This is a genomic window from Aquimarina sp. 2-A2, from assembly GCF_045505135.1.
Classification (GTDB): Bacteria; Bacteroidota; Bacteroidia; order Flavobacteriales; family Flavobacteriaceae; genus Aquimarina; species Aquimarina intermedia.
Genome location: NZ_JBJKFI010000001.1, coordinates 787,007 through 809,703 on the forward strand (window position 1 = coordinate 787,007; position 22,697 = coordinate 809,703).

General features: G+C 35.5%; 21 protein-coding genes. 7 read left to right on the forward strand and 14 right to left on the reverse strand.

The window, feature by feature from the left end; all coding sequences use genetic code 11:
• The first annotated feature begins 46 nt into the window (after positions 1-46).
• Positions 47-199, forward strand: coding sequence for a hypothetical protein (locus ACJRPK_RS03485; RefSeq protein WP_407138454.1), 153 nt, complete (start codon positions 47-49; stop codon positions 197-199).
• A gap of 23 nt (positions 200-222) precedes the next feature.
• The gene (locus tag ACJRPK_RS03490) at positions 223-798 is read left to right on the forward strand and encodes a hypothetical protein (RefSeq protein ID WP_407138455.1); all 576 of its coding nucleotides are present in this window, start codon (positions 223-225) and stop codon (positions 796-798) included.
• Here the strand turns inward: ACJRPK_RS03490 and ACJRPK_RS03495 are convergent.
• The 3 genes from ACJRPK_RS03495 to ACJRPK_RS03505 are packed head-to-tail and all read right to left on the reverse strand — an operon-like array spanning position 795 to position 4,233.
• The gene (locus ACJRPK_RS03495; protein WP_407138456.1) at positions 795-2,324 is read right to left on the reverse strand and encodes a GH3 auxin-responsive promoter family protein; all 1,530 of its coding nucleotides are present in this window, start codon (positions 2,322-2,324) and stop codon (positions 795-797) included. The two genes, ACJRPK_RS03490 and ACJRPK_RS03495, sit on opposite strands and share 4 nt — an antisense overlap.
• A gap of 4 nt (positions 2,325-2,328) precedes the next feature.
• Complete coding sequence (locus ACJRPK_RS03500) at positions 2,329-2,937, reverse strand: DUF2652 domain-containing protein (protein ID WP_407138457.1); 609 nt, start codon at positions 2,935-2,937, stop codon at positions 2,329-2,331.
• A gap of 9 nt (positions 2,938-2,946) precedes the next feature.
• Positions 2,947-4,233, reverse strand: coding sequence for a DUF2254 domain-containing protein (locus ACJRPK_RS03505; RefSeq protein ID WP_407138458.1), 1,287 nt, complete (start codon positions 4,231-4,233; stop codon positions 2,947-2,949).
• 316 nt (positions 4,234-4,549) lie between these two features.
• On the opposite strand from ACJRPK_RS03505, the gene ACJRPK_RS03510 reads away from it, so the two are divergent.
• Positions 4,550-5,629 (forward strand): DNA topoisomerase IB, encoded by a 1,080-nt coding sequence (locus ACJRPK_RS03510; RefSeq protein WP_407138459.1) that lies wholly within the window; start codon positions 4,550-4,552, stop codon positions 5,627-5,629.
• 169 nt (positions 5,630-5,798) lie between these two features.
• Here ACJRPK_RS03510 and ACJRPK_RS03515 read toward each other — a convergent pair whose 3' ends face one another.
• From ACJRPK_RS03515 to ACJRPK_RS03530, 4 genes are all read right to left on the reverse strand, one after another.
• On the reverse strand, positions 5,799-7,163 hold the full coding sequence (locus tag ACJRPK_RS03515; protein ID WP_407138460.1) for an NAD-dependent succinate-semialdehyde dehydrogenase: 1,365 nt from the start codon (positions 7,161-7,163) through the stop codon (positions 5,799-5,801).
• Between the two features lie 52 nt (positions 7,164-7,215).
• Entirely contained in the window at positions 7,216-7,431 is a 216-nt protein-coding gene (locus ACJRPK_RS03520) for a DUF2945 domain-containing protein (RefSeq protein WP_148781215.1), read from the reverse strand.
• A 70-nt stretch (positions 7,432-7,501) separates the two neighbouring features.
• Positions 7,502-8,044, reverse strand: a complete 543-nt coding sequence (locus ACJRPK_RS03525) for a hypothetical protein (protein ID WP_407138461.1) — start codon at positions 8,042-8,044, stop codon at positions 7,502-7,504.
• Positions 8,045-8,180: 136 nt separating this feature from the next.
• The gene (locus ACJRPK_RS03530) at positions 8,181-9,209 is read right to left on the reverse strand and encodes a helix-turn-helix domain-containing protein (protein ID WP_407138462.1); all 1,029 of its coding nucleotides are present in this window, start codon (positions 9,207-9,209) and stop codon (positions 8,181-8,183) included.
• Between the two features lie 371 nt (positions 9,210-9,580).
• Here ACJRPK_RS03530 and ACJRPK_RS03535 point away from each other — a divergent pair, with 371 nt between their 5' ends.
• A complete protein-coding gene (locus ACJRPK_RS03535) occupies positions 9,581-10,018 on the forward strand; it encodes a hypothetical protein (RefSeq protein WP_407138463.1) in 438 nt (145 codons plus the stop codon).
• A gap of 51 nt (positions 10,019-10,069) precedes the next feature.
• Here ACJRPK_RS03535 and ACJRPK_RS03540 read toward each other — a convergent pair whose 3' ends face one another.
• Entirely contained in the window at positions 10,070-11,083 is a 1,014-nt protein-coding gene (locus ACJRPK_RS03540; RefSeq protein ID WP_407138464.1) for a helix-turn-helix transcriptional regulator, read from the reverse strand.
• Positions 11,084-11,351: 268 nt separating this feature from the next.
• On the reverse strand, positions 11,352-11,543 hold the full coding sequence (locus ACJRPK_RS03545; protein ID WP_148781220.1) for a cold-shock protein: 192 nt from the start codon (positions 11,541-11,543) through the stop codon (positions 11,352-11,354).
• Positions 11,544-11,972: 429 nt separating this feature from the next.
• Between ACJRPK_RS03545 and ACJRPK_RS03550 the strand changes: the two genes are divergently transcribed.
• From ACJRPK_RS03550 to ACJRPK_RS03560, 3 genes are all read left to right on the forward strand, one after another.
• A complete protein-coding gene (locus ACJRPK_RS03550) occupies positions 11,973-16,022 on the forward strand; it encodes a chemotaxis protein CheB (protein ID WP_407138465.1) in 4,050 nt (1,349 codons plus the stop codon).
• Between the two features lie 2 nt (positions 16,023-16,024).
• Positions 16,025-16,384, forward strand: a complete 360-nt coding sequence (locus ACJRPK_RS03555) for a PleD family two-component system response regulator (protein ID WP_407138466.1) — start codon at positions 16,025-16,027, stop codon at positions 16,382-16,384.
• A gap of 417 nt (positions 16,385-16,801) precedes the next feature.
• Positions 16,802-18,016: a phage integrase SAM-like domain-containing protein gene (locus tag ACJRPK_RS03560; RefSeq protein WP_407138467.1), complete on the forward strand. Its 1,215-nt coding sequence runs from the start codon at positions 16,802-16,804 to the stop codon at positions 18,014-18,016.
• Here ACJRPK_RS03560 and ACJRPK_RS03565 read toward each other — a convergent pair.
• From ACJRPK_RS03565 to ACJRPK_RS03585, 5 genes are all read right to left on the reverse strand, one after another.
• On the reverse strand, positions 18,006-18,791 hold the full coding sequence (locus ACJRPK_RS03565; protein ID WP_099647623.1) for a zinc-dependent peptidase: 786 nt from the start codon (positions 18,789-18,791) through the stop codon (positions 18,006-18,008). The genes ACJRPK_RS03560 and ACJRPK_RS03565 overlap by 11 nt on opposite strands.
• A 15-nt stretch (positions 18,792-18,806) precedes the next feature.
• Positions 18,807-19,019: a heavy-metal-associated domain-containing protein gene (locus tag ACJRPK_RS03570; protein WP_099647622.1), complete on the reverse strand. Its 213-nt coding sequence runs from the start codon at positions 19,017-19,019 to the stop codon at positions 18,807-18,809.
• 187 nt (positions 19,020-19,206) lie between these two features.
• Entirely contained in the window at positions 19,207-21,465 is a 2,259-nt protein-coding gene (locus tag ACJRPK_RS03575) for a heavy metal translocating P-type ATPase (protein ID WP_407138468.1), read from the reverse strand.
• A 229-nt stretch (positions 21,466-21,694) separates the two neighbouring features.
• Positions 21,695-22,108 carry a DUF6691 family protein gene (locus tag ACJRPK_RS03580; RefSeq protein ID WP_407138469.1) on the reverse strand — a complete coding sequence of 138 codons (414 nt, stop codon included), beginning with the start codon at positions 22,106-22,108 and terminating at the stop codon, positions 21,695-21,697.
• Positions 22,109-22,111: 3 nt separating this feature from the next.
• On the reverse strand, positions 22,112-22,669 hold the full coding sequence (locus ACJRPK_RS03585; protein WP_407138470.1) for a YeeE/YedE family protein: 558 nt from the start codon (positions 22,667-22,669) through the stop codon (positions 22,112-22,114).
• Positions 22,670-22,697: the final 28 nt, after the last annotated feature.

A 22,697-nucleotide genomic window follows, 5' to 3' on the forward strand; every position in this document is an offset into this window, starting at 1 on the left:
GCAGGTTCTTTATCTTGCAGTACATTAACTAAAAACTATTCAAATTATGCAAATTAGAGATGAAGACGACAATACGTCTGAAGATTATATTATCCAAGATAATAAAAAAACACGCGTAGGTACTACGATAATCGTGGTGACTTTGGTAGTTCTTATTGTAGGAATTATAATATCAGGAATATATTTTGAATTTCTATAAGCTGCTGCTAAAAGCAACTATGTATGTTACTCATTAAAATCTTAGTACTTAGTATGATTCATATTATTCCTTCATCAATTGAGGAAGAAGCGATGATCGCGTTGTCGCATTATCCTGAGCTGCGTGATACCCCTATAGAATTTAAATTTACCGATAAAGTCAGGAAGTCTACCATGCAGGCTCAGCCTACTTGGGGAAGTTTTTTTAGAACAAAGAAAAAGCGAAAATATATAATTTTAATGAGTCGGCGGTTTAATATTGAAGGAGAAAATTTTTTGATAACTGATGTGCCATCCGAAGTTTTGATTGGTTGGTTAGGACATGAGCTGGGGCATGTAATGGATTACAGAGAAAGATCCTCTGCCGGAATGCTAATTTTTGGATTTAAATACTTGTTTTCTCAACGTCACATTCAAGAAGTAGAACGAACTGCTGATACGTACGCTGTGCGACACGGCATGGGTCAGTATATTATTGCTACTAAAAACTTTATTTTAGAACATACTAGTTTATCAGATACCTATAAAAACAGGATAAAACGACTCTACTTATCTCCTGAAGAAATCATGCAATTAATAGAAGAAAAACAGACTGATTAATCAGTCTGCTTTTCTTTTATAAAACGTTCCCATTCTCCAAATTTTTCTTCTCCCATGACGCGCTCCATTTTGACCTGGCCGCCTTTCTTTTTATTTTTCTCATTCCAGTCATAGAATAATGAAGGATCAATAGTAGTAACCTTAATTCCTTTAAGGGCCTTGGATCGTGCAACTCTATAATTCTTATTGGCAGTTTGTAACGACTTGTCAAGAAATTGTGCCAGTGCATCATTGTCCACGTCGGTTTGCGTTCCCAGATACCAAGAGTGATAAAATTCATCGTCAATGCGGACTGCTGCTAACGTAAATTCTGGAACTTCTAGGTTAAATTCCTCTTCCAGTTCTTGTATAGCGGCATTCATTTTATTTACGGACAGCTGAGACCCCACAACATTGAGAAAAAATTTTGTTCTACCGGTAATTTTTATTTCTGATCTATCCAGATCCGTGAATTCAATAGTGTCACCTATCAAGTATCGCCAGGCACCAGAAACGGTGCTAATTAATAATACATAGTCTTGATGCAATTGCACGTCTTTAAGGCCAATAGATGGGGCATCTTGCGTGATGGATCCGTCTTGATTGATATACTCTGGTTTAAAAGGGACAAACTCAAAATAAATTCCGTTATCCGTAATCAATCGCATAGCGGTTGTCTCGGGACGCTCCTGATACGCCATAAACCCTTCGGAAGCCAGATAGGTATCAATAACTGTTATGGGATGTCTTAGAAGCGAATTAAAGCTTTTTTCGTATGGTTGAAAGGCTACGCCTCCCGAGGTGTATACTTGCAGGTTGGGCCAAATATCGTGAATGGTTTCTAGTTTATGATAGTTGATCACCTCTTGCATCATAAGCTCCATCCAAGAAGGAATGCCGCTAAGCGCGCCAATATCCCACTGTTCCGCATTTTTTGCGATTTCGGAAACACGTTCGTCCCAATCATCAATTTTTGCGATATTTTCTCCCGGTTTATAATAGTTTCTAAACCAATTCGGGATATTGCTAGCGCTGATACCGCTAATCTCACCTTCAAGATGATCTTCTTTTTCTATCAAATCCGTTGAGCTACCCAGCATCATGATATCTTTTTCAAAAAAATCTGCAGGTAGATCAAAGTTTGACAACGCGCTAACTTGCTTGATGCCTGCACTGCGTATGGCTTCAATCATCGCTTCGGTAACCGGTATACGTTTACTGGTTTTTCCTGTAGTTCCAGAGCTTAAAGCAAAATAGGGAGGTCTTCCCGGCCAGGTGATATCACTTTCACCATCATGTAATTTACTCCACCATTGTTCGCTAATTGTATGATAATCAAAATAAGGAATGGTCTTAGCAAAAAGCTTAGCAGGGTCCTCAGCGTTAAGAATGTCCTCAAACTTATAGTGTCTTCCAAAAGCAGTGTTCTTTGCCGTAGATAGTAAATCTTGTAATACTTCTTGTTGCGCCTCAACTGCATTTTTTTCCGGAGTTAATGCATCTTTTAGGTGAATAGCACCTTTTATTATGGATCCTAGAACAGCCATGATTTTAATTTTGTTGTTTGGTTAAAGGTTGTAGATTAATATAACTATAACGTATATCACCTATATGTTCATAATTTTCCTGCATATCAATTAAGGTTCCCCAACCAAAATTTCTTTCGATATCCAATTCGTCATATTGCTGCATCAAATTATCAGAAACCAGTAAATATTCATCTACCGGAATGGAATTTTTAAGAAGGCGATGGGCTACAATTATGTCCTCACCAATAAGTTTAATTTTATTGCCAATGCGAGTTGCGCCAATCTCTCCAAAATGTAGGATGATCTTAAGTCCCAAGACGTCAGGAATATTCACATCATACTCAGGAAACTCTTCGCTGGTTCTTAATTTATGCAATTTTTCATAAAAACGAGTGTAAAACAGGCGGCACTGCGTTATAAGCTCCTTGAAGCTTGGCAGTTCGCCACTTTTAAAAAAAAGTACGGCGTCACCTTCAATTTCAGAAACTTTTAGGCCAATCTCATTGCTGTAAATGATTTGATTAAGCAAAGAAGGGATAACCTTAGAGCTTACTTCAATATCCGTTTCGCTCATAAACTTAGTAAAACCGCTAATATCCGGTATACAAATTAGGGTGGGTTCTATATTCATTAGGTTTGTTTAAGATACATTGTGTAAAAGCTTTACAATGGGTTCAACATCATTTTCATTTTCGTTGTGTTTTTTAATATCCTGACCAATCATCAGAAATTCATTTATCAAAACTTTCTTATGACTGGGGTGAAAATCCGGAATGCGGTATACCCCCAGTAAACTTTGCGTCATTTTATACATTACTGAAGCATCCTGCTTTGAGTATTTGCGTATAGGTTCAAATATAATACGCATCAATTCCTGTGTCGGAATTGTTGTTATTACTACCCGTAAACCATCATCACCAAATTGTACTTCATAAATATCAGTATAGGTCAATTTTTTTCTAAGAAGTAAACATATCGCATCAATGGCATTAATCGCAGTACCCGGATCGTTAATGCCTGGGGACATGGCTTTTACAGCAATTTCCATTAGTTTGATAAGACCATTGAGATATCCAGTCCCATCTTTTTTTCGTTCAGAGATACGAATACCATCCAAAACATTGTCTTTTTCTTCTTGTGATAAGGGATGTTGACTTTTTAAAACAGGATCCCCTTGTATAATATATTGATCCTGATACGGCAGGATCTGTAGTGTTGTTTTAATTTGTCGTGTTGTCTCATCAAACAAGTTCTCACTCCACCCTCTGTAATACCCCGAACTTTTGCTATAAATAGTAGTCCATTCTGAAGTGTCGGGAGTCTGTTGTATAGAAGAATCCTTGTTGCGCTTTTTTTCATCATCTACAAGTTTATCTGTCCGGTTATAGATCTCCTGAATAATATTCTGAATTTGAATTTCTTGAGATATGTTATGGATAAAATATACGAAATTAGCTAAGCAGAAAATTCCTAAGATGGCAGAAATCATAACAGAAAACCCGATAATGTTTTCAGTATCCGGTCTGGATCGAACAGAGATTAATACAATCATACAGAACAGCAAAGTACCAATATAAATTCCTAAAATGATTTGATGTTTAATGTCTGAAATAAGCCCAGGCAATAACCTGGGAGAAAAGTTAGAAGAAGCTTGATTGAGCACCACCATAACCATAGTAAAACTAAAGACGGTGAGTGTAAATAAACCACCTATAAAGGTAGATAAAATAGTTCTTGCAGTTTCATCATTTTGAATGACTAAGAATGGAAGTGTATTTTTCAAATCCTGAATTACGGGATATTGTTCCACTGCCAGGACTACTAAGGATGCTATAAAATAACCAAACGAGACAATGATAGGATAAAAAGCTATACTACGTGTGACACGTTTTAAAAATCTTCTGATTTTTATCAAATAAATATTCATTGTTACTGTAAGTTCAAAAATTGATAAGAAATCTGTGCCCGACTTTCTGTTTCCGGAGGTTAAATTAAAGATTACTGTTGAGCTTAAATAGTACGTTATATTACAATTAACATTATTTAATACAGTTGTTAAAAGGAAAGTAATTCTATGTTAATCTTAGCATAATCCTCAAGGTATCTCAGGTAATTAACAGTCGAATTATTTAACTAATTACTATTTTTAAATTAAACAGTTTTTCACCTTCATACTAAGTTTAGCACATAAGCATAGCTTGGAGGTTCTCTATTAATCAAGTGGATATTTTATAATCTATAATATGATACTGAAGCAACCTCTGGTAAAAGAAATAATATCCAATCCTGAAAAAGCGGCTGTGGTAGCTAATCTTATTTATCTTAATGATGACAAAACTAATTTTTCTATACATCGTAAACGTGCTGATAAGGATTTTGTGTATGAACAGGATGGAGAAATAATTGAGGAAGAGGAAGCTATAGAGCGTATTGAAGCATTGGTAATTCCTCCAGCCTGGGAAAATGTAAGAATAACTCATATATCAAACGGCCATCTACAGGTAGTGGGTAGAGATCTCAAAAACAGAAAACAATATAAATACCATCCGCTTTGGAGTAAGATTAGAAACCAGACTAAATTTTTTAAAATGGCTTCTTTTGCAAATATTCTACCCAAAATACGTCGTCATGTTGAGCAAGACTTAGAGTTAAAGGGAATGCCCAAAAGAAAAGTGTTAGCACTGGTGATTAAATTAATGGAAGAAACGCATATTAGGGTTGGTAATGAGTATTACGCAAAACGCAATAAGACGTATGGACTCTCAACGCTGCGATCCAAACATATATCAAATGTAAAAAATACACTCAAATTTCATTTTGTAGGTAAAAAGGGAAAGGAGCATAGTATTACGCTGCGTAATAAAAAATTAATCCGGCTTGTCAATCGATGTGAGGAAATACCTGGCTGGGAGCTATTTAAGTATTTTGATGACGAAAATCAAAAGCAAACTATTGATAGTGGTATGATTAATGAGTATATACAAGATATCAGCGGAGATCTGTTCTCAGCAAAGGATTTTCGTACCTGGGCGGCTACAGTGGTATTTTTTGAAGCTTTGCGTGACATTGGGTATACCAAAGATGAAAAGCAAAATCAGAAAAATATATTAATTGGTTTTGATGCTGCAGCTACCGCTTTGGGCAACACGAGAAATGTATGTAGAAAATATTACGTACATCCTGAAATTGTGAATAGTTATAAGGATGGTAGTATTGTTTCATATTTTGAAGCTGTGGACGAGGATAACATGTCTGAAAATTTAATGTCTCAAACAGAAAATGTAGTTAGAGATGCTATCAAAAATTTCAGAATTGAAGTTTAATGTAAATAAAGGGGCCATGAATAGAAAGTCAAAATTAGGAAGTTTTGTAAGTTATTTTACAATCTATACACTGGTCAGTTTCGTAATAATTACGCTTATCTTACTTGTGTATAATTGGTATTTACTGTAAAATAGATCCCGATACTGTCAAAGAATCGGGATCATTAATTTATTTTGATATGTAAACAGTCTTGGCATTTACAAACTCCATGATACCATCTTTTGACAATTCCCGACCATAACCTGAAGCTTTGGTGCCTCCAAAAGGCAATCTTGGGTCCGATTTTACCATTTCATTTATAAAAAAAGCACCATCCTCGATTTTTGAAATACTTTTCTTTGCTTTTTCTATATTTTCTGTAAATAGCATGGTTCCTAATCCAAATCTCGAATTTGCGGCTAGTTCTAATGATTCTGTTTCGTTTTTTGCTTTTATTATTGCTGCCACCGGGCCAAAAACCTCTTCGTCAAATGCCGGCATACCGGGTTTGACATCTACTAGAACAGTAGGGTCGTAATAGGTTTTGTTTTGCGTATTTCCTAACAGAACTCTCGCACCTTGATCAATGGATTCTGTAATTTGTTTTTTAACTTCTTTTGCAAGATCTTCTCGAGCCATTACACTGATGTCTGTTTCTTTATCCTGAGGATCTCCTATTTTCAAAGCATTCACTTGTTTTGTGAATTTCTCAAGAAACTCTTCATAAATTTCTTCAACTACAATAAAACGCTTAGCAGCAATACAGCTTTGACCTGTATTTTGCATTCTGGCTTTTACCATAGTTTCTATATGTTTATCGAGATTAGCATCTTTCCAAACAACACATGCATTGTTGCCACCTAATTCCAAAACTGTTTTCTTTAAGTTTTTACCACTTGTCGCAGCAATTGAAACCCCTGCTTTTTCACTTCCTGTAAGGGTGGCAGCTTTTATAATGTCATCCTCTAACAAGTCCTCGATCTCTTCGTGTCCCACCAGTAGGTTTTGAAAACATCCCTCGGGGAATCCTGCTTTTTTAAATACATCGGTAATAAGAAGCGCAGAGCCTATGACATTTGATGAGTGTTTTAAAACAGCAACATTACCAGCCATTAAACTTGGCGCGGCAAAGCGGAAAACTTGCCAAAAAGGATAGTTCCAAGGCATGACTGCCAGAATGCAGCCTAGTGGGTCGTAACTTATAAAGCTCTCACTTGCTTCGGTTTCTATCATGGCATCTGCTAAGAATTGCGCAGCGTTAACCGAATAGAATTCGCATACCCAAGCGCATTTTTCAATCTCTGCGATACTTTGTGTAATAGGTTTACCCATCTCTGCAGTGATCATTTCGGCATATTCCTTCTTGTTTTCAAGTAAAACTTCTCCTGCCCGGGACATAAGTTCGGCGCGTTCATTAATTGGTGTTGTACTCCATGAACTAAAGGTTTGATCAGCAGTTTTTAAAATAGATGATACCTCTTGTGTGGTATGAGTTTCATAAGTTTTTATAGGATCTCCTGTATAAGGATTAATGGACTTTATCTTTTTTGTCATAAATGCATAGAATTAGAATAATTAAAACGCTGTTGAAAAGCTACTCATTGGACTAGTCGTCAGCACGCTCAACTTCACTTTCACTTTTTAATACATAATCACCATCCTCTTGTTTTATGTATAACGCCTTGTCACCTTCTTCACCTTTACGGGTTACTTCAGAGCCTTTGATAGTTTTTGTGATTTCGGAGGTATAGGTCGCTTCTACCTTTCCCTCGGCTTCACCATTACCCCATTTCCATCGTACTTTTGTGCCTTCTTTAATCATAATTGAAAAAATTTAAGCCTTTCAAATTTTACTTAGAAAGGCTTTATGTTTACATGTATTAGAATATTGATTATTTTATGATACTATATTTTTCCATTTTGATTTCATTTGTACTGCTGTCGTAGTACTCTACGGTAAAATTACCATCTTTATCAAAATATCCAAAGCCACGATCCTTGTCAGAATCATAGAAATAATAGTTTGGGCGACTGGATCGAATGGCTTTGCCCACACTCTTTGAATCAGTTTTAGTGGCTACATTAAATCCTTTTTGTTCTGGTGAAAAGGTGTAATCTATATTATTGTGGCGATAATATGTCTTCTTAGTTATGAAGTCATACGCATTATCCTGATCATTGTCGACAACATTGGTCTCAGTTACTGTAGCAGGCGTCTCAATACGTGTTTGATTTACCTTCTCCTTGTCAGCAGGATTCATTTTAACTTCGCTTTCTTCTTTTACTATAGTTTTTACTTTATTCTCGGTCGTGCCCTTGTTATCTTTAACTTTAACGGTTTTTGTGGTTTCCTCGACCTTTACACTTTTTGGATTTTCTTGAGCATGCATAGAAATTGCAAACACAAATAAAATCAACATAGTTACATTTCTCATTGGTATTGTTTTAAATGAATAGTAATCAGTCTATGAGTTGTTCTAACTGACTCATAGAGACTGAAATTCTAAACTAAGATAAATAGTATCTAAAAAAGTTTAGATTAAAGAAATGCCAAAAAACAAGGGCTAAAGCCTAATGTTTCTTAAAAGAGAGGTGTTTAGCTCTGAATTCTGAAGGTGTAAGGTTATAATGTTCTTTGAATATTTTAGAAAAGTAACTTTTACTGGACAATCCAATGCGATCTGTAATTTCTGACATGGATAAATCAGTGTTAAGCAATAGATTCTTAGCAAGTGTAAATCGTAACTTTTGAATATATTGATTTACCGTCATTTTATGTAGAATTTTAAAACCTTCTTGCAGTTTATTTACATTGAGCCCAATTTTAGAAGCGATCACATCAATGGTTTCTAGGTCAGATAGTTCATTTTCAATCAAAGTGGCAGCTTTGTCTATAAGTTTAATTTCTGATCGTCGAAGTAGTATGCGGTTCCCTTCGTCTTTACTGTCATCTTGATATTGTAAAATTTGCTCAGCGAGAATATGGTACACCACACCTTCCAGATATATTTTTCTTAGAAAATCTTCGTGTACAAAGGTTTGTGTATCCGCTATCAAATCAGCTATTTTAAAACTGTAAAAGCCATCATAGTAGAAGGAGGATTTTGCCTCTACATCATGAAACAAATCCTGTAGTTGTTTCCCCATACTATGAAGCTCACATTCCATTTTATTTTTGAATTCTCTACGTGAGATCTCAACACTACTAATATAGTTGCGAACATCTTTTTTAAAATGCAGCACATGACCATTATAGCGACTGCTTGATACCACTGCATTTTGATATTGATCGATGGTTCGTATCAGGGTTTCATTTTCAAAGCGATGGGATATAGAGCCCTCGAGACAATATAGAAATTTTAAGGGATGTACATGGTTAACAATAAAATGAAGTTCAATATCTTCAAGAAACGTACAATCATAATATATCAAACCTAGACCATCGTTAAAGTTCATTCCTTTTATAAACCCTTTTCCAATATCAGGCGGGATGGTTAGAAAATATTCTCCACAGGTATGATCATAATTGGTATTAAACGCCTCTGCAAGATCTCTGATAACTTCGGCAAGTGGTAGGGAATGAACATGAAATATTTTCAAAATGATGAGCTTTAAAGATAATTTGATAAATTATGTGAAAACGACTAATACGTTTTGAGATCAAAACACATATAGTGTTGGGTCAAATGTACTTCCTATTAATTGGTTTTTGTATCATTATACAACTGTTATTTACCAAAATCCCGCCGCGATTTGATGTAAAAAAAAATACTGACCTGATTATCAATCATTAAATATAGGGCTAAATCTACAATTTATTGAAAGTTAATTTTTGTTAAGATTTTAATTGTGTTAAACATAATGCGAAATGTATCAATAACACTTAGTAAAGCGAATGACTTTTGTATAGTTCAATACCTTCACACGTATTGTCACATCGATATTTTCACAAATTTTAATCTTACAGGGCTATGAATGATGAGGAAAACTTAGAGCGAAAGTGTAGGTTGTTGTTGCATCTGCTGCAGCAAACGCTTTTCAATTATCAACATATGGCTTCGCATGTCAATAACCGTATCGAAAAAGATCGTTATGAAGAAACATTTCAGCTGCGACTAAATTTTGTAGAGGAGATAAAAAACGCAATGCAATCTAATGGATTTACAATAACTAACGATAAGATTTCTGGCGCTAAAGCGATGTTAGATCACACCGAAACCTTTTACTTTGATTACGAGCTTAGTTTACGTAGAATTCTGAAAGAGGACATTCTATTGAAGAATCACTATGAAAAAATGCTTGCAGAAGAAACATTACCCTCTGGACTGTACACTATAGTTCAAGATCATTTATATAAGATTGATGCTATGGTAAAAGAGTTGCAGCGCGTAGTATCTGTTTATAATTAGTGTAATGTAAGTCCATGTGTTGAACTTAGAATGATTTTTGCAGGGGTACATTTACTTTAAAGTGGATGTAGTTTTGCGATACGCTCTAAATTCTGTAGGTAAAACACCATAGTGTTCTTTAAAAATTTTAGAAAAGTAACTTTTGCTGTTTAGTCCCACTCGATACACAATTTCTGAAATAGAAAGATCAGTAGTTGCTATGAGTGTATGGGCATTTTCTAGACGGACATGACGCATGTATTCATTCACTGTTTTTGAAAATACAGATTGAAAACCTGCCTGTAATTTCGTTTGAGTTAGTCCAACATGTTGACAAAGTAAAGGAATTGATAAGGGACTGGATATATGTGTATTTATAAAATCCACTGCTTGCTGTACTTTTTTAATCTCAGATCTGGAGAAAGGATGGTTTTTTATCATGCTATCCTTGTACTCACTCAGTTGAAGTGCCAAGAGTAAATAGAATTGTCCTTCAAAATACAGGCGAGTGATGGCAGGGTTATTCCAGGTTTTATTTAATTTTTTAATCTGGTTTTCAATTTTCAAGCTATACTGTCCAACGTGCATAAAAGACTTGTGGTCTGGTGTATTCAATAAATCGTAAAACTCCTTATAGTGTTGTGCATTACCCATGAGATTTTCGCTGATAAAAAAATCTTTACAGGGAATGTAAGTATAGGTAAATGAAACGTTTTTATTTGCTTGTAATTGAAGGCTTCTTTTTAGGCCGGATTTGGTAGATGATAGGATATTGCTATATGACTCTAAACGCATAGGTGCTAAATCGTCTCTTGTGTAGTCAATGGTGCCGTTAGATATAAATAGAAGCTCTAAAGCATCATGCTCTAAGCTACCTTTGTTCAAAACAAGAGGGCTATTAGTAAACATATCTAGACGAAATACGTACACCCCCCAGTTGAGAGCGTTTAAAATAATCTTGCCATTACCCAGGGATGAGTTGAAAACAAGTGTATATTCATTAGCTGACTGCGTGATGGAACCATTAAAGAGTTGGAGAAAATAGTTTAATGCACGTTTAATATGTAGAGGGGTATTCTTAATCATTCGTAGTATGCTACTATTCAAAAGTTTTTCTGCGTAGTATTTGAATAACAAAGAACTTGTAAAAATCACTTATCCTTTAACATTTTTGAGATGAATTTTAACAAAAAAGAGTGAATGCAAATTTTAGAAGAGCGTCCGAGAAAATCTGTAAAAGATACGGTTGTTGCTAAGAAACGAGCTCCTTCACCAAACTATATGAGTTGGCTAAAAAGCATAAAAAAAAGCCTATTCAACTAAGAATAGGCTTATCATTTTATAGGAAATATAATTAGATAACTTTAACGTTAACTGCGTTTAATCCCTTTCTACCTTCTTGAAGATCAAATTCTACCTCGTCACCTTCACGAATTTCATCGATAAGTCCAGAAATGTGTACAAAATGTTCTTTGTTTGAGTCCTCTTCGCTAATAAATCCGAAACCTTTAGATTCGTTGAAGAATTTTACTGTGCCTTTATTCATTGTAATAAATTAAAAAATATATATTAGATGCAAATGTAGTACATTGTTACTGGATCTGGCAATATTTTAGGACTTAATTAATAGTAAGATAATGTTCCCCCCGATTTTAGGGAGCTCACCCCCTGTTTTTTTTTCATAATTTTTCTTATTTCTTCATAATTAGTAATCAATCAAACGGTTAAGCTTATAAATTGTAAGGCAAAACAGTAATAAAATTTAGAGAGCCCTGTTTATATTTATTCTGATTTCGGGTTTCCTTTAGAAAAAGGTAAACTAGCAGGTGTTATTTCTTGCCCAACAATGATATCATCGATGACTGACATATTTTTCATAAAATATTCTTAATCTTTAATTACTTTTTTTTTAAAAATGTGGTAAAAACAAAAAACATCCTACCTTGCTACTTTTCAATTTTTAATAAGAATATTAGTGCAAAATAAAGAGATTTCTGAAAATCATTATCCTCAGTATGTAGTGGGGGTTGGGGCATCGGCAGGAGGTCTTAGTGCGTTTAGAAACTTTGTTAAAAGTATCACTTCTGATACGGACTTTGCATACATATTGGTGCAACATTTGGATCCCAAACACCAGAGCCTTTTACCAGAGTTATTACAAAAACATTCAAATATCCCGGTGAGAGAAATCACTGATGGAGCCAAAATAGAAGCCAACACAATTTATGTGCTTCCTAGTAATGAGGAATTGTCAATTCACAAACACAAGTTTAAGCTCGTATCGAGGGAGGAAAAAGTATATGCGAAAGTCTCATTGATTGATAATTTTTTCTCTTCGTTGTCTAAAGTATATAAGCAAAATACAATCGGAATTGTGTTGTCGGGCACGGGAAATGACGGAACCAACGGAATAGCAGACATTAAAGATAATGGTGGTGTCACTTTTGCTCAGCAGGAGCAGTCAGCAGAATGGAAAGATATGCCCAAGAACGCTATTGCATCAGGTAAAATTGATTATGTGCTGAAACCCGAAGAAATGTTTGAGACACTAAAAACGCTTAGCAATGGATTGGAAAGTGATTCTAAGGATGAAGAATTTGGACAGGAGGATAGTAAATCATTTGATAACATACTCAATAGGCTTCAGGAACAGGAAGGAGCCGACTTTAGTAATTATAAACGATCAACTATCGGCAGAAGGATTAAGAGAAGAATGCTACTAAACAAAGTTTCGAATCTGTCAGAATATTGGTCTTTTATTGAGTCTAATGATGAGGAAGTAAAGAATCTATTTAAGGATCTTTTAATCCCGGTTACAGAGTTCTTTAGAAATCCGGAAACTTTTAAAGAGCTCGACGACATAATTGCACAAAAAATTTTAAATAAAAAAGCGGATAGTAATTCGATACGTATCTGGGTAGCCGGCTGCAGTACGGGACAAGAAGCTTTTTCGATTGCTATTAGTGTAGCAGAATTTATAGAAAAGCATCCACAGTTTAATTTATCTCAAGGATATGCAGATGAGCCTTCATTTAAGGTGCAAATTTTTGCTACAGACTTAAGCGATAATTCTATTGCGAGTGCACGTAAGGGATTTTTTGACACCTCTCAAATTAGCGGATTAAGTGATGAACAATTAAAGAAGTATTTTATACGGCAGAGTAACGGTTATCAAATTAAAAAGAAAATCCGTAAAATGTGTGTATTTGCAGTACATGATTTTTTGATTGATTATCCGTTTAGTTCGATGGATCTGGTAAGCTGTCGCAACGTGATGATTTACATGAAACCCTACTTGCAGAACAAGGCTCTTAAAACATTTCATTATGCTTTAAAAAATGATGGTATTCTGCTGTTAGGTCAATCAGAGACGGTAACAAGTGCGTCTGATCTTTTTGAACCTATAGATAAAGCTCAAAAAATCTATAAACGTCGGGATGTTGTGACAAAGCAACCCTTGTCATTACAAAAAATAAACTCGGCATCACGCCGCGTTTTGGAACCTAAAGCTGCAGATTTCAAAAATACAGATAAAACAGATTTTCAAAAAAATGCTGAAATACTTTTATTAAAGGACTTCACACCAGCTAGCGTCGTTGTAAACCAGCAATTGGACTTAATACATGTGCATGGTAAAACGGCTAAATATCTCGAACAACCGCAAGGAAGACCTAGTAATAATTTATTAAAACTAGCCAAAGGAGGTTTAGGATTTGAGATTAGACAGTTAGTTAAGCATGCTTCTGCAACCGGAAAATCTCAAAGTAAAAGAAATATCATTCTTGAATCCGAGGGGAAGAGAAATCACGTCTCTGTTAAAGTTGTTCCCATGAAGGATGTAGAAGGGTCACATTATTTGGTGATTTTTAAAAAGGGAAAAGTAAATAAAGAAGAGGACAGTTCAACTATAACAATAACGAGCGGTGCTACCAATAAAGATCTAAGGATAAAAGAACTCGAAGAAGAGCTTTTAAGAGCAAGGGAAGAATTGGTACTTATTACCGAAGAGCAAGAATCGGTAAATGAAGAGCTTCAAAGCGCTAATGAAGAGTTGATGAGTGGAACAGAGGAGCTTCAAAGTCTCAATGAAGAACTTGAAACCAGTAAAGAAGAATTACAAAGTACAGTTGAAGAAATTACGATAGCCAATAGGGAATTGGTTGATTTAAATAGAAAAGTTCTCAAAGAAAAACAATTTTCTGAAGCCATTGTCAAAACGATGCGTCACCCATTGCTGGTACTCGATAAAAACCTGAAGGTGAAGATGGCCAGTAATGCTTTTTATACCCATTTTCAAGTAACAAAAAAGCAAACACTGGGAAAATCAATATATGAATTGTATGATAACCAATGGAATATTCCAAAATTAAAAGAACTCTTAGAAAACATTCTACCTAAGCAGGAAAGCTTTAAGGATTATGAAGTAGTTCATGAATTCGAAAACATTGGAAAACGCACCTTACTATTAAATGGTCAAAAACTAACACAGGAAAAAGATAAAAAGGAGGCGATTCTGTTAGTCTTTGAAGATGTCACAGAACGAAAAATAGCAGAATCTAAACTGGAAGAAAGTAATTACAAGTATACAGAGTTTATTGAAAATTCATCTTGGCTCATTGCGGTGCTCAAAGGAAAGAACCTAGTTTTTGAAATCGTAAATGAACCTTTTTTGGATCTTTTGGGTAGAGACAAATCAATTATAGGTCAGTCATATAGAACAATAGCACCGGAACTCGAAGATCAAGGTTTCTTTAGTTTGATGGAGAATGTTTTCAATACGGGAGTTCCTTATGAAGCTTTCCGAGTGCCAGCCATGATTGTTAGGGACGGTATCGAAATTCACAATTATTACGATTTTCTGTACCATCCACAGCATAATAATAAAGGAGAAATCGTAGGAATCTCAATCATCGCCACCATTGTCACCGATCAGGTGAAATTATTCAATAAGCTGAAAGAAAGCGAAGAGAAATTTAGACAATTATCAGATTTATTACCGGATATGGTAAATTTATCAACGTCCAATGGTGAAGCCATGTATTTTAATCAGAGTTGGTATGATTATACAGGACTAAGTTTTGAGGAGCTCAAAAATCGAGGATGGGAACAAATTATTCATCCGGATGATCTCGATACGGTCAATGAGACATTTGCCAAATCCACGCAAAATGTCACCGATTTTGAAATGGAGATTCGTTTTAGACAAAAAAGTGGTGATTACTCTTGGTTTCTATCACGAGCCTTACCAATAAAAAATGCCGATGATGAAATAATTTGGATAGGGTCTAATGTGCTTATACAGCATCTTAAAGAAGAAGAAAAACGAAAAGGAGATTTCCTCAAGTTGGTGAGTCATGAATTGAAAACACCGATTACTTCAATAAAAGGATATGTACAGTTATTGTTAAAGATGATCAATAAGGATGCTACACGTAGTATGGATTCTTTCCCATTGGTGCCATCTCTCAAAAGAATTGATACCCAGATAAGCAGACTTACCGTATTGATAGCAGAGATGTTGGATCTTTCTCGTATGGAAGATAGTGCGATGGAACTACAAAAGAAAGAGTTTGACATGAAAACATTATGTATCAATACGGTTGAGGATATCAAACATTCAACTGGGTCAACAAGCATTGATCTGTATTTCGAAAATGAAGAGTATCCGGTGTATGCAGATGAAGATCGTATTGGTCAGGTACTCATCAATTTTATTACTAATGCTTTGAAATATGCCCCCACTAGCAAGAATGTCGATGTACGTGTAAAGCAAAAAGATGAGCAAAATATCGAGGTGAGTGTTCAGGATTATGGTATTGGCATTACCAAAGCAGATCAGGATAAAATTTTTAATAAATTTTATAGAGTTAGTGGTAAAAACGAAGCTACCTATGCTGGTTTTGGGATAGGTTTATTTTTGGCCAAACAAATTATAGAAAGACATGACGGTGCTGTTGAGGTTAAAAGTGAGCTAGGTGAAGGCTCCATTTTCAAATTTATATTACCAATCAAAAAGAAAGAATAGCAATGGGAAAAAAAATTTTAGTTGTTGATGATGATCCCTTTTTGGGAGAAATGATTAAGGATATGTTGGAGTGGTATGAGTATGATATTGTACTTTCAAAAACAGCCTGTGATACTGTAGAAAATTGTATCTCAAACAAGGTGGACCTTATAATATTGGATAAATTGATTTCTGGTACCGATGGTACTGAGGTGTGTCAGTGGATACGGGGAAATGATGAAACTAACGCTATACCAATTTTGATGATGACCGCAATGCACGAAGCTAGGGAGGTTTGTTTAGAAGCAGGGGCAACTGATTTTATTAGCAAGCCTTTTGAAATGGAGGCGTTTGTAACCGCAGTAAAAAAATTAACTGAATAAAATCACACAAGCGGGATCGAGCATTTATTGCCGGATCTCGCTAGTTTATTTTTAAAAGATTTTAGAGAAGAATATAAAATAAATGAAATAAAAAAGCCGACTGTTAAAGTCGGCTTTTTTGCAGTGCGGGCGGAGAGACTCGAACTCTCACACCTCGCGGCACTAGATCCTAAGTCTAGCGTACATTTGTCCAAACAACACTAAAGTCATTCATTTTCAATTGATTATAAAAAACATCATTTTCTTTGACATCATCTAATATCAATTGATTTCAGCATTTGTTGTACCTATGTTGTACCTAAAAAGCCCAATAATTTCGTACCTTTATCAAAGGTATAAACCAAAAATTGAGCAAAAATCACAATGTTGTACCTATGTTGTACCTGATTTGACTTTCGTACTCAAAACAGGTCAATTATGTCATCAAACGCCAAGATAGTTCTTCGCAAAAAACCGAACAGTAAAGGACTCTATCCATTAGCTATTCGAATCACAAAAAATCGTCGTTCAACATATCAATATGTTGGTCATTATATCGATTTAGAAGATTGGGACGAAAAAAATATTCGGGTAAGAAAATCTAATCCAAATGCTGATAGTTTAAATAAACTGCTATCAAAAGAACTCTCAAATGCAAATAAAGCACTGATTGATTTGCAATCCGAATATAAAGATGCGTCTGCCAATCAAATTAAAAAAGAAATTTATGCGTCGGGAAATTCTTCTACCTTTTTTGAACTAGCTCAAGAGCATCTTGACGAATTGGAAATTGCTAAAAAATTGAATCGTCTATCAACGGATAGTGCTTTGATTAGCTATGTCATAAAGTTCAATAAATCAAAGCAGCTCGCATTTCAGGAAATAGATGAACGCTTTCTAAAAAAGCTGATGTTATATTTGAAGTCTAATCACGGACTCTCAGAAACCTCTGTGATGAACGTCTTAGTTCTCATTCGCTTGTTATTTAATAGAGCCATAAAGCTAAAGATAGTTAGTAGGGAATTATACCCTTTTGGCGGCGACAAGATTAAAATTAAGTTTCCAGAAACGAGTAAGGTTGGTTTGAATATTATTGAAGTAAGAGCCATAGAAGCTCTTAAGAATTTGACATCAAGTGAGATGCATACGCGAAATGTTTGGCTCTTCAGTTTTAATTTTGCCGGAATGAGAGTTACCGATGTATTGTGGACAAAGTGGTCCGACATTTACGATAAAAGGTTGCATTATAGAATGAATAAAAACTCGAAATTATTATCATTGAAAATACCAGATAAAGTTTTTAAAATTTTAGACTACTGCAGGGACAATAAGAGATACCCAACGGATTTTGTTTTCCCTGAATTGAAAAAAGCGAATCTCGATGACGCTAAAGACATCTATAACAAAAGAAAGACAGCTACCAAGAAATTTAATGATAATCTAAAGTCTATTGCTAAAAAGGCAAAAATAGATAAGAAAATCACTATGCACATTGCGAGGCATACTTTTGGTAACATCGCTGGTGATAGCATTCACCCCTTAATGCTTCAAAAGCTATACCGCCATAGCGATTTAAAAACAACATTGAACTATCAAGCTAATTTTATACATAAAGAAGCTGATGATGCCTTGGATAGTGTAGTCAATTTTTAATTGTATTTGCTAGTCTTTGATTAAAACACTTCACCAACATTTTATACAGCTCTGGATGTTTCCTTTTAAGCAAGTCTGGACGTTCGAAGAAATATTCTGAAGCTACTGCAAAGAATTCTGCTTGGTTTGTACCACCATATTTACGAATGTCGGAATGATTATCATTAATCGCTTCCATTTCCTTATGGATTAAATTCAGCCAAGGAATGGCATATTGATGCTCTAATAATCGTTCTGGCACACCATCTGTTCTATCATCCAACTTATCAATTAAATGTACGAATTCGTGTATGCCAGTATTGCTTTTATCGGTTGTGTTTTTAAAACCGTGATACAATGCTTTTTTGGATAAAATCATTTGCTTCTCGAAACGTCCATTCCCAACGATACCACCAATATTGCGTGAGTTATCCTTACTGCTAAATTGCATATCTTCATTAAAATTATCTGGATACAATAAAATACCGCTTAAATTGGTGTAGTGCCATTCTTTAAAGCCAAACACAGGTATAACTGCACTTGCCGCAACTAAAATTTTGTCCAATTCTTCCAATTCCAACTGCACACCATCAATATACACCTCACTTAAGAATTGCATCATTCGTTGCTGAAATGCGGCTTGCCTTTCTTTTGAAAGATTACGGTAGTAGAGCACATTATCCATCAACAATTCGTGCCAATGCTCTGGAAATGGCTTCACGCTATGCCGCTTCGCTTTTCGATAAAAATGAATAGCAAACAGAAGAATCACAACCAAAATTAAAATATAGACCATATTAAAACGAGAATATTAATCTACGGCTTCCGCTTTAAAGCCTACTTTTTGCAATGTAGCCTTTACATCTTCTTCGGTAGCGCCATCGCTTTCAATGGTTAAAATTTTATCTGGATTGGTGGTATCTACTTCCCAACTTTCTACACCTTCTTGCTTGTTTAAAAAGGGGGTTACTTTAGAGACGCAACCACCACAATTGATATTTGTTTTAAATTTTAAAGTTTTCATTGTATTTGAATTTATAATTAATAATAGAGGTCATTTTAAAAGTTATCAATTATTTTTTTATGCTTCTTTTTGCACATTACTTCGTTAAAATTTTGAACGATAGCCCTGCTATCCTTAAAAGATTTTATTTCGTTCTGCATCAAAAATAATCTATAAAAATTCTAACCATACCTTTCAAAACGGCCTCTTAAAGTTTTACTCGTTTTAGCCTTAAGCTATTTAGAACTACAGATACGCTACTGAAAGCCATTGCCATTCCTGCAATCATTGGGTCCAATAAAAATCCATTTACGGGATACAAAACGCCTGCTGCAATTGGAATCCCAATGAGATTATAAATGAATGCCCAAAATAGATTCTGACGGATACCCAAAACAGTTTTCTTTGATAGTTCCAACGCCTTGGAAATGGATTGCAAATCTGACGTTATCAATGTCATTTTCGCTACGTCCATTGCTATGTCCGAACCTTTACCCATTGCGATACTTACATTGGCTTGTGCCAAAGCGTGGGAATCATTGATGCCATCACCAACCATAGCTACTATTTTACCATCGGCTTGTAATTTTTCAACAAAAACTGCTTTCTCTGAAGGCATTACTTCCCCTTGGAAATTTGTTATTCCTACTTGTTTTGCGACAGCAGATGCAGTTTTATTATTATCTCCTGTAAGCATATAAACCTCGATGCCTCGTTCTTGAAGCGTTACTATGGCCTTTTTTGAAGTTTGCTTAATCTTGTCTGCAATAGCGAGTATCGCCAGCACTTGTTCATCATTTCCATAGAAAATGACTGTTTTCGCTTGCTCTTCGAGGCTTTCTGCTGTTTGCATCAAGGAAGAATCGATTTGAATATTTTTCCCAAGCATTAGTTTATGATTCCCCACATAATATTGCGAACCATTTTTTGCTTGAGCTTTTACACCCATCCCTGTAATACTTTCAAAAGAAGCAATTTCAGCTTGCTCAACTTTTTCATCCTTTAAATGGTTGACTACCGCTTCCGCCAAAGGATGTTCTGATTGTGCTTCTATTGCCAAAAGAATTTGTTTGTATTGATTTTGATTTTCAAGCTTATCCTTCCAATGTATATCAGTTACTAACGGTTTCCCTTCTGTAATTGTACCTGTTTTGTCGAGAATGACCGCATTCACTTTATGACCGAGTTCTAAACTCTCGGCATCTTTTATAAGAATATTGTTTTCTGCACCTTTACCAATACCCACCATAATGGCAGTAGGTGTTGCCAAACCTAACGCACAAGGACAGGCTATAACCAATACTGCTACAGATGTCAACAAGGCTTGTGAAAATGCATTATCGCCTCCAGCCGACATCCAAACAATAAAGGTAATAACAGAAATCCCTAATACAATCGGAACAAATATTCCTGCGATTTTATCAACCAGTTTCTGTACAGGTGCTTTACTTCCTTGGGCTTCCTGAACCATTTTAATGATTTGGGAAAGCAAGGTTTCTCCACCTACTTTTTCAGCGGTAAATTGAAAACTTCCTTTTTGGTTTACCGTTCCTGCGAAAACTTTTTCATCTTTTGTTTTTTCTACGGGAACAGGCTCTCCCGTAATCATACTTTCATCTACATATGAGCTTCCTTTGGAAACTTCTCCATCTACAGGAATCTTTTCTCCTGGGCGCACCAAAATAGTTTGACCTACTTGCACAGCCGAAATGGGAATCTCCTTTTCTTCCCCATTCTCAATGATTTTTAGTGTTTTGGGTTGTAATCCCATCAACTTTTTAATGGCCGAAGAGGTGTTTGATTTGGCCTTTTCTTCCAATAATTTTCCAAGGGAAATGAACGTAATAATGACCGTGGCCGCTTCGTAATAGACGTGGGGTTCAATGTCACGACTCAGCCAAAATTCAGGAAAGAGGGTGTTGAAAACACTGAAGAGAAAGGCAATACCTGTGCTCAAGGCGACCAAGGTATCCATATTCGCCTTGCCACGTTTGGCCTGTTTGAAAGCATTGATAAAAAAACTACGCCCAAACCAAAACAGAATAGGGAAAGCCAATAGTAAAGAAATCCACTTACCTGGTTCCCATTGCATAAAGAACATTCCAAGTATGAAGATGGGCAGCGTCAGAACAGCTGACCAAATGGTACGGTTTTTTATGTCTCGGTAATGCTGTTGCTGAAGTTCCTCTTGTGCCTGCGAGGGGTCTTCCGCATCAATAATGATATCATAACCTACTTCACGTAAGGCGTTTTGTAGTTTTTCTTCTGAAATGTTTTCATCATAATCCACCAGTACCGAGTTACTGGCAAAATTTACAGAGGCTTTATTGACACCATCGGTATGGGAAAGAATCGACTCAACACTGCTGGCACAGGCGGCACAGGTCATACCTGTTACCGGAAAGGATTTTTTAATTCCCGTTTTTTGTTCTTTGGGTTTGGTGTTGAATATGTTAGTTGCTTCCATTAATTACTCCGTTTTATAGAATACAAATTTCGGAATAGAATACGGGATAGCGCTTACGTTATTCGCTGAATGAGTTGTAGAATTTGCTTGTTGAATATACTGTCAAACTATCTTTTTTTATACAATCATAACCTACTAAGATGATAGTTGTTTCAAATATATTCCATTTAAAATATTGGTATTACCTCACGTTTATATTCACACCCATATTAAATAACTTTTTTAATATTTAATGTGGCAATTTGTTTTTTACAAGACCATATAAAAAAGTACCTATAACTGCACCAAAAATCACAACCAAAATAAAAGCATAACCTGCACCTGCCAACACATACATTGGCCCAGGACAAGCTCCTGCAAGAGCCCATCCTAAACCGAATATAATTCCACCTATTAAATATCGAGCGACACTTTTATCTTTAGGCTTTAGACTCATTTCACTTCCGTCAAGCGGTTTAATTTTTTTTCTTTTGATTATCTGAACGCCAATGATTCCAAGCACCAAAGCTGAACCTATAATGCCGTACATATGAAAACTGCCAAACTGGAACATCTCATATATACGAAACCACGACGCAGCTTCAGATTTAAACATTACTATTCCGAAGAAAACACCAATTGCTAAATATGTAATATATCTCATTCTTTAAAAAATTATGGGGTAAATTAAATGAACCATAACAAGTCCACCTATAAAAAAACCTATGACCGCAATTAAAGATGGTAGTTGCAAGTTGCTCAATCCAGATATTTCGTGACCCGATGTACAACCACCAGCATATCGCGCTCCAAAACCAACCAGCAATCCACCGACTAAAAGTATAATAATGGTAAAAGGTTGGGATAGGGCTTCGGTTGAAAAAATCTCTGGTGGCATATAGCTTTCGCCAACACTTGTAATATTGTAGTCGTCCGAGAGCTGTTGTGCAACTTTAGGATTAATTTCAACCGTATTGTCACTCATATAATTTGTAGCTATGAAACCACCGATAATTGCTCCCAGGACGACCATTAAATTCCATCGCTCAGCCTTCCAATCAAACTTGAAGAAATCTGATGCTTTTCCTGCCCCTACCGCAGCGCAAGCTGTACGTAAGTTTGAGGACATACCAAATTGCTTTCCAACGAGCAACAATAACAACATCACAAGTGCAATAAGTGGTCCTGCGATATACCAAGGCCAAGGCTCATAAATCCAATTCATATATATATAAATTTTATATGTTAATTAT